The organism is Occultella gossypii (genome assembly GCF_019947135.1).
In the GTDB taxonomy this organism is placed as follows: Bacteria; Actinomycetota; Actinomycetes; order Actinomycetales; family Beutenbergiaceae; genus Occultella; species Occultella gossypii.
The window spans coordinates 239,130-251,276 of record NZ_JAGSHT010000003.1; the positions used below are offsets into that span (position 1 = coordinate 239,130).

General features: G+C 66.2%; 7 protein-coding genes. 5 read left to right on the forward strand and 2 right to left on the reverse strand.

What is annotated here, in order from left to right; translation table 11 throughout:
• Positions 1-17: 17 nt before the first annotated feature.
• Positions 18-1,352 (forward strand): glutamine synthetase family protein, encoded by a 1,335-nt coding sequence (locus KCQ71_RS04480; protein ID WP_223403251.1) that lies wholly within the window; start codon positions 18-20, stop codon positions 1,350-1,352.
• A 49-nt stretch (positions 1,353-1,401) separates the two neighbouring features.
• Positions 1,402-4,497 carry a bifunctional [glutamine synthetase] adenylyltransferase/[glutamine synthetase]-adenylyl-L-tyrosine phosphorylase gene (locus KCQ71_RS04485; RefSeq protein ID WP_372453922.1) on the forward strand — a complete coding sequence of 1,032 codons (3,096 nt, stop codon included), beginning with the start codon at positions 1,402-1,404 and terminating at the stop codon, positions 4,495-4,497.
• Positions 4,498-4,582: 85 nt separating this feature from the next.
• Here the strand turns inward: KCQ71_RS04485 and KCQ71_RS04490 are convergent, their stop codons facing one another.
• A complete protein-coding gene (locus KCQ71_RS04490; protein ID WP_223403255.1) occupies positions 4,583-4,921 on the reverse strand; it encodes a hypothetical protein in 339 nt (112 codons plus the stop codon).
• A gap of 496 nt (positions 4,922-5,417) precedes the next feature.
• Entirely contained in the window at positions 5,418-6,890 is a 1,473-nt protein-coding gene (locus KCQ71_RS04495) for a hypothetical protein (protein WP_223403256.1), read from the reverse strand.
• Positions 6,891-7,337: 447 nt separating this feature from the next.
• Here KCQ71_RS04495 and KCQ71_RS04500 point away from each other — a divergent pair, with 447 nt between their 5' ends.
• The 3 genes from KCQ71_RS04500 to KCQ71_RS04510 form a co-directional block, all read left to right on the forward strand.
• Positions 7,338-9,272 (forward strand): DUF2075 domain-containing protein, encoded by a 1,935-nt coding sequence (locus KCQ71_RS04500; protein WP_223403258.1) that lies wholly within the window; start codon positions 7,338-7,340, stop codon positions 9,270-9,272.
• Positions 9,273-9,377: 105 nt separating this feature from the next.
• The gene (locus KCQ71_RS04505; RefSeq protein WP_223403260.1) at positions 9,378-10,319 is read left to right on the forward strand and encodes an HNH endonuclease; all 942 of its coding nucleotides are present in this window, start codon (positions 9,378-9,380) and stop codon (positions 10,317-10,319) included.
• A 264-nt stretch (positions 10,320-10,583) separates the two neighbouring features.
• Positions 10,584-12,147 (forward strand): NERD domain-containing protein (locus tag KCQ71_RS04510; protein WP_223403262.1); only part of this gene is annotated, 1,564 nt, incomplete at its 3' end.

Below are 12,147 nucleotides of genomic sequence, written 5' to 3' on the forward strand. Positions count from 1 at the left end.
GATGACGGGAGCAGTGCATGGACAGGCAGCAGGAGTACGTCCTTCGCGCGATCGAGGAGCGTGACGTCCGGTTCATCCGGCTGTGGTTCACCGACGTGCTCGGCGTGCTGAAGTCGGTGGCGATCGCCCCGGCCGAACTCGAGGGCGCGTTCAGCGAGGGCATCGGCTTCGACGGCTCCTCCATCGAGGGCTTGGCCCGCGTCTCCGAGTCCGACCTCGTCGCGAAGCCGGACCCGTCCACGTTCCAGGTGCTGCCCTGGCGCGGCGGCAAGCACGGCACCGCCCGGATGTTCTGCGACATCCTCACCCCGGACGGTGAGCCCGCCGCCGCCGACCCGCGCAACGTGCTCAAGCGCGCCCTCGCTAAGGCCGCGGACGCCGGGTTCACCTTCTACACCCACCCGGAGATCGAGTTCTACCTGTTCCAGCCGCAGGAGAACGAGACCGACCCGCTGGTCCCGATCGACAACGCCGGCTACTTCGACCACGTCGCCCGCGGCCAGGGTCACGACTTCCGCCGCGCCGCGATCACCCTGCTGGAGTCGATGGGCATCTCGGTGGAGTTCTCCCACCACGAGGCCGGCCCCGGGCAGAACGAGATCGACCTGCGCTACGCCGACGCCCTGTCCACCGCGGACAACATCATGACGTTCCGCTCGGTGGTCAAGGAGGTCTCGATCGAGCAGGGCTTCGTCGCCTCGTTCATGCCGAAGCCGATGGCTGGCCAGCCCGGCTCCGGCATGCACACGCACCTGTCCCTGTTCGAGGGGGACACCAACGTCTTCCACGCCCCCGGCTCCAAGTACGGGCTGTCCACCACGGCCCGCCAGTTCATGGCCGGGCTGCTGGTGCACTCGGGTGAGATCACCGCCGTCGCCAATCAGTTCGTGAACTCCTACAAGCGGCTGTGGGGCGGGCAGGAGGCCCCGAGCTACAAGACCTGGGGTCACAACAACCGGTCCGCGCTGCTGCGGGTGCCGATGTACAAGCCGAACAAGGGCCAGTCCGCGCGGATCGAGTACCGCGGCATGGACTCCGCCGCGAACCCCTACCTCGCGCTCGCGGTGCTGCTGCGGGCGGGGCTGAAGGGCATCGAGGAGGGGTACGAGCTGCCCGAGGAGGCCGAGGACGTCGTCTGGGAGCTCTCCGACGGCGAGCGTCGCGCCCTTGGCATCGAGCCGCTGCCGGGCAGCCTGGAGCAGGCCGTGGAGACCATGGAGCGCTCCGAGCTGGTCGCGGACACGCTCGGGGAGAACGTGTTCAACTTCTTCCTCGCGAACAAGCGGCAGGAGTGGACCGACTACCGGGCGCAGGTCACCCCCTACGAGCTGGCCCGCGTCGGCCTGATCTGAGCATGGCTGGTTCGGCAAGCCCATGCCCGACGGCGCAGGTGGCGGCCGCGTGAGCCGCGCGCCGTCGCTGCGGGCCCGGTTGGCGCGCACCGGCTTCGCCGATGCATCCCGCGCCGCGGACCTGTGGGAGTCGGGTTTCCTGGCCGGGGTGCTCGCCGCGTGCGAGGCCGCCGAGCTCGACGGCGGTAGCACCGACGGCGGGTTGGGTGCGGCGTCGACGGCGCTGATCGCCGACGTCGCCCGCGCCGCGGACCCCGACCTCGCGTTGCTCGCCCTGGCCCGCCTCGGTGAGGCGGACCCCGAACGAGCCGAGCGGCTGACCCAGGTGCTCGCCGACCCGGCCGGCGCCCGCCGGAACCTCATCGCCGTCCTCGGGGCGTCGGTCGCCACGGGGGACTGGCTGGTGGCCCACCCGGGCGACGTCGAACTCGTGCTGCGCCCCCGCAACGGCGTGGCCGCGGACCCGGCGAACGTGCGCACCCAGCTGCTCGAGTCCGTCGGCGCCGACCCCGACGCGGCGATGCCGGTCGCGTCGGTGCGGGCCAGCGACGGCGCCCTGGACGAGATGCGCCGCGCCTACCGTCGCGCGCTGCTGACCATCGCCACCGAGGACCTCACCGCGACCGACCCGGAGGCGTTCCTGCCCGAGGTCGGTGCCGCCCTGGCCAACCTCGCCGCCGCCGCGCTCGAGGCGGCCCTGGCACTGGCCCGCGCCGAACTGTCCGACCACGGCGCCGGCGTGCGCCTCGCCGTCCTCGGCATGGGCAAGACCGGCGGCCGCGAGCTCAACTACATCTCCGACGTCGACGTCATCTACGTCGCCGAACCGGCCGACGGCCTGTCTGACGCTGCCGAGGCGTCCGCACTCCGCACCGGCACCAAGCTCGCCGCCACCCTGGCCCGGATGTGCTCGATGCCCTCCCGGGAGCCCGCCCTGTGGGAGGTGGACGCCGCGCTGCGCCCGGAGGGCAAGAACGGCCCGCTGGTACGCACCCTCGCCTCGCACGTGTCCTACTACGAGCGGTGGGCCAAGACCTGGGAGTTCCAGGCCCTGCTCAAGGCCCGGCACGTCGCCGGCGACGCGGACCTGTCCGCCGAATACCTCGCCGCGACCCGCCCGATGGTGTGGGAGGCCGCCGGCCGGGAGAACTTCGTGGAGGACTCCCAGGCGATGCGCCGCCGGGTCGAGGACAACGTGCCACCCGCGGAGGCGGACCGGCAGATCAAGCTCGGCCGCGGTGGCCTGCGCGACGTGGAGTTCACCGTGCAGTTGCTGCAGCTCGTGCACGGCCGCACGGACCCCTCGATCCGGTCCGCGAACACCCTCAGGGCGCTGCAGTCCCTGTCCGCGGGCGGGTACGTCGGCCGTGATCACGCCGCCGAACTGGGCGCCTGCTATCGGTTCCTGCGCGTGCTCGAGCACCGCGTCCAGCTCTACCGGATGCGCCGCACCCACCTGCTCCCGACGGGCGACGATGACCTGCGCCGCCTGGCCCGGTCGATGGGCCGCTCACCCGAGGGTGAGGTGGCCGGTGCCACGGACCTGGTGGCGCGCTGGCAGGCGACCCGCCGCCGGGTTCGCCGCCTGCACGAGGAGCTGTACTACCGCCCGCTGCTGCCCGCCACGGCGCGGTTGTCCGCGGACGACGTGTCGCTGAACCCCGAGGCCGCGAAGGCCCGGCTGCAGGCCATCGGCTACCGCGACCCGGCCGGGGCCCTGCGGCACATCAAGATCCTCACCGAGGGCATCTCCCGCCGCGCCGCGATCCAGCGCCAGCTGCTGCCGGTGATGCTCGGTTGGTTCGCCGAGGGCCCCGACCCCGACGGTGGCCTGCTCGCCTTCCGCAAACTGTCCGAGGAACTCGGCGGCACCCACTGGTACCTGAAGATGCTCCGGGACTCCGGCGCCGCCGCCGAACGCCTGGCCACGCTGCTGTCCTCCTCGAAGTACGTCGCCGACTCGCTGATGCGCACCCCCGAGGCCGTGGCCTGGCTCGGCGACGACCGCGAACTCACCCCGCGCACCCCCGAGGCCCTCGCGGCCGCGATGAACGCGATGCTGCTGCGCCGCGACGATGCTACTGACGCCGCCCAGGCGGTCCGGTTCCTGCGCCGCCGCGAACTCACCCGCGGCGCCATCGGCGACGTCCTCGCCGACGTGCCCGTGACCACCTGCGCCGAGGTCATCTCCCCGGCCGCGGACATGGCCCTGGCCGGCGCGGTGCGCATCGCCACCCAGACGGCGACGGCGGAGCTGGGCCGGGGCGGCGACCCGTCGGCGTTCCTCGTGGTCGCCATGGGCAGACTCGGCGGCGCCGAGATCGGCTACGCCTCCGACGCCGACGTGCTGTTCGTGCACGACCCGCATGAGGGCGCCGACCCGAAGCAGGCCCAGGACTGGGCAGTCCTGGTCGCCACCACGATCGCGTCCCTGCTCGGCAAGACCGGTCCCGAGCCAGTGCTCCCGGTGGACTCCCAACTGCGCCCCGAGGGCAGGCAGGGCCCGGTGGTGCGCACCATCGACTCCTACGCCGAGTATTACGAGCGGTGGGCTCAGGGCTGGGAGCGCCAGGCGCTGCTGCGCGCGCGTTCGGTGGCCGGCGACGCCGAGCTGGGGGAGCGGTTCACCGCCCTCATCGACCCGTTGCGCTACCCGGCCGATGGGATCGACCTGGCCGAGATACGCGAGCTGCGCCGGATCAAGGCACGGGTGGAATCCGAGCGGTTGCCACGTGGCGTGCCGGCCACACACCACCTCAAGCTCGGCCGCGGTGGGCTGAGTGACGTGGAGTGGACGGCGCAGTACCTGCAGCTGTGCCACGCGGGCCAGACCGAAGCCCTGCGGACCACCTCGACCCTCGGGGCCCTCGCCGCCGCGCGGGATGCGAACCTGATCTCGGAGTCCGACGCCGAACAACTCACCGCCGCCTGGGAACTGGCCACCCGTCTTCGGAACGCGATCGTGCTCAGCACGGGGCGCGTCAGCGGGCAGAAGGTGGACGTGCTGCCCTCGGAACGGGGCGAGCTAGCCGGGGTGTCGCGGCTGCTTGGCTACCACGCCGGACACGCCCGGGATCTGGAGGAGGACTGGCTGCGGACCGCTCGGCAGGCGCGGGTGGTGATGGAGCGGGTGTTCTTCGGGTGAGATTTCTGCGTCGATCGGAGTAGCCTTGGCCCGTTGTCACCAATCGGACGACCGGAACTACGCCAGGTACTTGTTGTGTGATAAATCAGTCCAAGTTCATTCCGTGATTTTCCGGGAAATCGTAAATGATCTGCTCGATGGTCTTTGGCGGCTGCCTCCAAGCGGCCTCGAAGTCCTTGCGTAATCTCCTCTTTGCCCATTTGGAACCAGTGTGCCAGAGACGGCTTAGGTCCATGAACTCTTCCCATTCCCCGACGTAGGCGTCGTCTAGAGGAATAGCAAGGGTCCCGCGCGGGAGCAGCATGTTGTATCTCCACTCCATGAACAAGAATTCGTGGGCCCTGCCGGCCGCGCCCTCGATGGCGCTGTCCCCCTTGTCTAGGAAGAGGCGCCAGAGCTCCCATGCTCGTCTCGTCTGTTGCATGGACTTCTCCAGATCTGCTCGCTTCAAGGCGATAGCCCGACTGGAATCAAGATGGTCCTGAAAACCGCGAATCCGCCAAAGGATCCTCCAGGTGGGGAGTATATGAGGCCTCGAATAGTCGGTCCAATCTGCCGCTGCCACCACCCACGCTCGGTGCCACTCCTCCAGCAGTGAAGCAAATGCTTCAAGTCTTCGCTGTTCAATGGTAAGTCGCCGTTGGTGGCGCTGAGTCAACGAAACGACAAGAATCGCGATTAAGGCCGATACTAGGGCGGCAATGAGGGAACCCCAAATTCCTTCCCAGCCGAAGTTTAACGCGTCCCATGTATTGGTTGTTTCCTTTTGACCCATTTGCGCGACCTTCCTGCCTTGTATAACTAATGCGACATTTTCTGTAGAGAGACGGCGCTTCGGGGAACAAATAAGCCCGCGCCGATCTCGCCAGGTCCGGATGGGGAGAATGGGCGAGTGTTCATAGTGAATCCGTGCACAACCTTCACTCGAACGGGGTGAAGAACGGTTCGTCAACCGATAAATCGTGCACCATGATGTGTCCGTTCAGGATCTCATGTCGGATCACCCGGCCATCGGCAACGACTGCTAGATCCCGGTACTCCGCGAACCGGTCGTTGCTCAGGACAAATACGAAGTGATCTCGCGCGGCATGGAGCAATGTTTCATCTGCTTTTCCTCGCGATGATACGACGTGTACGTTCGTCCTTGGCAATTCCTTCCGAAGAGCGCCATCAGAAGTTCTCATGAGACGGCGAATCGACGCATCGAAAACGACTGTCAAGTCGTAAGATTCGGCCAGCCTCTGGCAGAGAGGCCTAAGGGCCGATAGACCGATGAATCGATCGCGCTCGTAACAGAGGTTATTCCCGTCAATGATCAGTGCTCGAATGATTCGAGAAGCACGTATAGCGACCTCATGTATCCGACGCTCGACTTTACTGATGTCTCGTTCGACACCCGCGGTTCGCCGCATTGTGTGTTGGAGCGAAGTTCGACCCCTCCTGATTGCCGCAGAGCGATCACGGATCACAGCTCGCGGAGAAGAAGGTCCGAACCTATCCGAGCACTCTTCGTGCAGAATCGCTCGTTCGCAACTATTGCTGGCGTGCGAGATCCGGCCGTCAAGCCGTTTCGCCTCTGACACGTCCCGCTCAGAGTCGTCGATTCTGCGTTGGAGTTCCCACTCTTCATTCTTCAGATCCTCGAGTTTTGACTCCAGGAGTGCGAGGCTCTTACGCGGCTCGTGCAACTGGCGATCCACCTCGGTCTTGCGAAGTGCAAGGTGTTCATCCTCAAGTTCGCGGAGTGGGATCTCGGATTCGAGTGCCGCAAGCTTTGATTGTGCTGCTCCTAGATTGAACTGTTTGTGCTCCTTGAGGTCATGGTAGAGAAGGTCCAGGGCGCGTCCTGAAGTTTTCTCCGTGAGTTTAAGTGCGTCCAATTGGGCATTGAGGAGAGCTACCGATTGCAGGTGTTCTCGCAGATGTGACCTGGCGGAACGTCGCGAGTCGGACATCCAATACGAAGGATTCCAGCCAAGCCTGGCCTTCTTGATGAGTCCTGGCGTCCTCTCACTGGCTCTGTCCCACTCGCTCTTGATCGCAGTGAGTTGCTCTTGGATGGCCACCAGGCCGTCACTTAGCCTCAACGCGTCCTTCTCTGTCTGCCTGGTGTCGAACCGGTCGTACCAGTCGAGGTCAGACAGAATTGTCTCGCGATGGCTGCGAAGTGAGTCGAGGTGCCGCGTCAACGACTCCAGTTCGTGCTCAAGCGGATTGTGTGACAACCAGACCTCCTCCGCCGAACTTCCTAGTTGACCGTGCCACCGATCTGAGAGTAGTGACGAGGACTGACACTTGGTGCCGACTCGACGAAGCCACCTACGCTGGGACCCGACGGTTGCTAGCCCACCCACAATTTCGACGCGAAACTGGTGTTCGTCGGTCTGATCCATTGGACCGCCTCAGCGGTCGTCTGCAAGCATCGTTCCGGTCGTCCTCTGCCATCGTGACCAGTTTCGAACTATGGGCACGCTAGGCGGATGGACGGTCGACGGAGAGTGTCAGGCTGACCCGGCGGCTTCTGGGCCGAGGTATCGGCTTGAGATCTACCTGATTTGAGCCCCGCGGTTGCCGAGCGTGTCCTGCCACGAGTCCAGTAGAGGCGCCGAGTTCGAACAGTTCCGGGCGGCCAAGCGCGTCGTGCGCTTCACTTCCCGATGAGCGGCCAAGTTGTCGCTAGCAATCAGCACCAGCGACGTAGGAGCGAGTGTTGCTGCGGCTGAGGTACAGATCGGGTGATGGCGCACCTTCGATAGCATGTCCGGAACCCGCGGTACCGACGGACTTCTGCTCGCAGATATGCCCCCTCCGCACGACTTCGTGCTGCTTGAGGGGGCCTCGTGCTCGATCCCGTCACCATGCCGGCGGCTGCACTCGATCTGGGAGGCGTGGGCGACTTCTCGCCGATCGAGGAAGCGCTCGAGAATGCCCTTGTGGTGCGTGGACACGGTGCCCCGAGTCTGGCGGAGCGGAAGTCGTGGCGGTCGAGCCTTCCGGTCCTCGGACGCGAGCTCGTAGCGGCTGGCCTCGGTGACGTCGAAGTCATCCTCGAGTACCCACTTCCGCTGTCGAGCAAGCGAGCCGACGTCGTCCTCGCCGGGCAAGATCCCGCTACCGGCGGCGCTAGTTACGTGGTTGTCGAACTCAAGCAGTGGAGTTCGGCGACGGCCTGGGGCACCTCTGACACCCTCGTCGAGGTCGACGGGGCGCCATATCGGCCCTCGCTGCATCCGCTGCTTCAGGTGAGGGGATACCGCGAGTACCTGCAGGATTTCGTGTCCGTGCTCGGACGGGAGTCGGGCTCGGTGTCGAGCCTCGCATATCTCCACAACGCGACGGACACAACCGTCGCGGACTTGTGGCGACTGGATCGCACAGCGTTCGATCGCATGTTCACGGGGCAGGGTCGCGAGGCCCTTCGCGATTACCTCAGGACACGGATCGCGTCGGTGCCACGCCCCGAGTCTGCACGGGAGTTGCTGGCCTCGAAGATTGCGCCATCGAAGCAACTGCTGTCGGTAGCGGCCGCTGAAATCCAGGACCGCGAGCAGTTCGTGTTGTTGGACGAGCAGCGGGTCGCCTATGAGTTGGTGCTGGACGCCGTCGAGCAAGCTCGCGCTGACGACCAGCGTGCCGTGGTCGTGGTGACTGGCTCGGCAGGTAGTGGGAAGAGCGTCATCGCGTTGTCGCTCCTCGGCGAACTCGCGAGACGCGGTGTCAGCGTTCTCCACGCGACGGGGTCGAAGTCCTTCACAGAGACGATGCGCCAGGTCGCCGGGCGGGGCTCCTCACGGACGAAAAGCCTCTTCAAGTACTTCAACTCCTTCATGACGGCGGAGCCTGATTCGCTCGAGGTGGTCGTCCTCGACGAAGCTCACCGGATCCGCGCGAAGTCGGTCAATCGCTACACACCGAAGGCGCTGCGGGAGAACGCCCGACACCAGGTCGAGGAACTCCTCGCCGTCGCGAAGGTGCCGGTATTCCTTCTGGATGAGCACCAGGTGGTGCGCCCAGGGGAGATGGGCACCGTTCAACAGATCACCGAGCACGCACGGGCACGCGGCATGGACTTGCACGCGGTGGATTTGAACGCGCAGTTCCGCTCTGGCGGCAGCACCACCTACCTCAACTGGGTGCACTCGCTCTTGGGCCTGGCTGCAGAGGAGAGCTCTACGGAAGTGCCCACCTGGCACGACGAGCCGACGTTCGCCGTCGAAGTCGTTGCATCAGTCGAGGAACTCGAAGGCAGGCTGCGAACCTACGCCCAGAACGGACTGAACGCGCGGATGACGGCGGGGTACTGCTGGCCCTGGAGTGACCCGCGCAAGGACGGGTCCTTGGTGCCGGATGTGCGGATCGGCGCATGGTCCCGACCGTGGAATCTCAAGAGTGACCGTGCCGTAGGTGGCGCGCCGCCATCGTCGCTCTGGGCATCCGATCCGGCGGGCTTCGACCAGGTCGGCTGTGTCTACACGGCACAAGGTTTCGAGTACGCCTGGAACGGGGTGATCTTGGGTCCGGACCTTGTGTGGCGATCGGATCGATGGGTCGCTCGGCGTGAGTTCAACAAGGATCCGGAGTTCCGATCGCGGACGAGCGTCGAGGACGCGACCTTTGACCGCCTCGTGCGGCATGTCTACAAGGTGCTGCTCACCCGCGGCTTGGTGGGCACTTTGCTCTACTCCGTCGACGAGGAGACGCAGGCGATGCTTCGCAGCCGCGTGAACCCGCGACGAAGACCGTGCCCTCCGCGCGGGCAACCGCGCAAATCCTGACGGCCGGAACGCCGCCGCAACTACAACCACAGAAATAGCAAGCGGCCCGACAGGCTTCCGCACCGGACATGCCTCCACCCGCCACAAACGGGGACGAGGCATGTCGTGGCAAGTTGGATTCTCTCGATCGACAAGAACTACTCGAATCACTGGGAGCTCGCGAAGATCCACAACCTGTGGGATATGACGCAGCGCCACGAGGTGCACAACGGCGATGTCGTGTACTTCTGGACCGGCGGGATTGGGTTCGTGGGTTGGGCCGAGGTCGCAGGTGGCGTGCGTCCTTTGGGGTCAGCGGACGCACAGCCTTGGACGGACTCCGGCAAGCGCGTCTACAAGTATCGGTTCGAGTTCGGACGGACCGGCGATCTCATCGGGCCGTCGCCCACTTGGACAGAAGTCATGAGGGCGACCGGCTTCCGTGAGAACCCGTCGATCGTGCGACAGTCGAGCGATCCGGTCGTGGAGCGGGCACTGTGGGCGTTCGTTGCGGTTGACGAAGTGTCTGCGGCCTTCCCAACAGCCGAGGCGGCGGTGCGCGGCCTGCCCGACATCACGGAGGACCGCCGCGAGCGGGTGCTCGCTGAGATCGCGATCCGGCAAGGACAGGGCAAGTTCCGAGACTCGTTGCTCGCCGCATACGACCGCCGATGCGCGGTGACCGGATGTACGACCGTGGCGGTCCTTGAGGCGGCCCACATCTCGCCGTATCGGGGCACTCACACCAACGCGGTCGCCAACGGCCTTCTGCTCCGCGCCGACATTCACACGCTCTTCGACCTCAACCTGCTCACGGTTGTGCAGGCGGAGGGTGCATACGCGGTCCGCGTCGAACCGTCGGTGGCCGACGATGCCTACCGAGCACTTGAAGGCGCCGCGCTCGCGTTACCGAGGGTCCGTGCGGACCATCCCGATGCTGCTGTCCTCGATACCCGAAACCGAGCGCTTCCTTGGCTGACTGATCAAGGCCGGGGCGCAGATATAGACCTGCAGCGTCGACCGCAAGCGAAAGTTGCTGAAGCGCGGGATCGGGAAGTGCTCTTCTGAAGCGGCGATCCGTGGCAGGCGTCGTGCCAATCTACGGCGCCGATCGCACCACGGACCTGACGCAGAGGGTTCACCGTCAGTGACAACCGATCCAGTTCGCCCGGGACTCATCCCGGGACGTTCGGCGTGGACGTCGCATTTGTTGCGCGGACTGGCTGGCTCGCCTGGCCCTTCGTGGCAGGATCGACGTACTGGCCACGGTCCATCGTGGCAGTGAAAACCATGCAACCGGGGGAATGAATGAAAGCGACGTCGCCCAGGTGGGTGAGCCTCGGCGATCCCGCCTCCCCGGCAGAGGCGGCGGCGCTGGCGAAGTTCCGCGAACTCCTGCCCGACGACGGCGTCACGCACGCCTGGGCGAATCTCACCTTTGTCGACGGGTCGGGCCGCACCGGCGAGGTCGACGTCCTCCTCCTGAGCCGTGTCGGCATGTTCGTTGTAGAACTCAAGGGCTGGCACGGCACGATCTCCGGCAACCAGCAGAACTGGACATTGACAAGCACCACGGGCGAGAACCAGAGCATCCGAACGAGCCCGTTCCACGCCACCTCCCTGAAGGCGAAGCGGATTGCATCGCTGCTCAAGGACACCGCACCCGAAGCGGCGCAGACGGTGATCCCCTTCATCGGTGCGAAGGTCGTGATGCATGGCGAGGACTCGACGATCGACCTCGATCCGATCGCCGAGGCGCACGTGCTCGCGCTCGACGACTACCGGGTCAGCGGACTGCCGCCGTACGCGACTCTCTCTGAGTTCCTCGCCACCCCGCCGCAGAACCCGAAACATCTGATCAGCGAGACCCAGGCAGCACAGGTCGCCGCCATCGTCGCGGCAGCCGGCTTTGTAGCCACCCCCAAGACTCGAGCCGTCGGCCAGTACGTCCTGAAGCCGGACAGCCAGATCACCGAGGGCAAGGGCTGGCACGATGAGCTCGCCTCACACCCGAGTATGCCCGGCATCACCCGCCGCATCCGGCTCTTTGACGTTCCGCCCGGCGTCGCCCGCGAGGACCGGCAGGAGATCGAGCAGACCGCCCAGCGTGAGCTTTCCCTGACCCGTGGCATCCTCCACGCAGGAATCGAATCGCCGCTGGAGTTCATCGCCTCCGACCTCGGTCCCGCGCTCATCTTCGATTACGACGACGCCGCCCGGCCGCTGGACAGGTTCCTCACCGAGCGCGGCGCCGCCCTGGGATTCGATGCCCGGCTGGCGCTCGTGCGGCAGATCGCCGAGGTGGTCGCGTACGCACACTCACGGCGACTGATGCACCGCGCGCTCAGCCCCGAGCGGGTCTACGTCACAATGCTCGACGGCGTACCCCACGTCCGCATCCGCGACTGGATGACGGGGCGTAAGTCGCCCGGCACCTCTGCTCGCTCCACCATGACGGTCCTCTCCGCCGGCGTCTCCGACATCGCAAAGCTCGTCGAGGACGAGCAGTGGTATTACCTCGCCCCCGAGTCTCTGCGGGGCGCCGGCGACCTTCCCGCGGTCCCGCTCGACGTCTACGGGCTCGGCGCGCTCGCCTACCTGGTGTTTACCGGGAGCCCACCCTCCAAGAACGTCTCCGACCTGCTCGAGCGCATCCAGGCAGGGCGCCCACTGGATGCCGCCGCCGTCCGGCCGGACCTGCCTGAGCCGATCGCCGCGCTCATCGCCACGGCCACCAGCCTTCAGGAACTTGACCGGCCCAAGTCCGTCAAGGACTTCGGCGACCTTCTGGGCAAGGTCGAGGATGAGGTCGCCACCGAGGTCGCCGCCAGTGCGGAGGTGGTGGACCCCGTCGAGGGACCCCCCGGGGGCACCCGGGGGGGCCGCGGCGTGGGTC

Coding starts and splice junctions, on each gene's coding strand:
- KCQ71_RS04495 (WP_223403256.1), bottom strand. CDS start 6,890: ATGGATCAGACCGACGAACACCAGTTTCGCGTCGAAATTGTGGGTGGG.
- KCQ71_RS04480 (WP_223403251.1), top strand. CDS start 18: ATGGACAGGCAGCAGGAGTACGTCCTTCGCGCGATCGAGGAGCGTGAC.
- KCQ71_RS04490 (WP_223403255.1), bottom strand. CDS start 4,921: ATGCAACAGACGAGACGAGCATGGGAGCTCTGGCGCCTCTTCCTAGAC.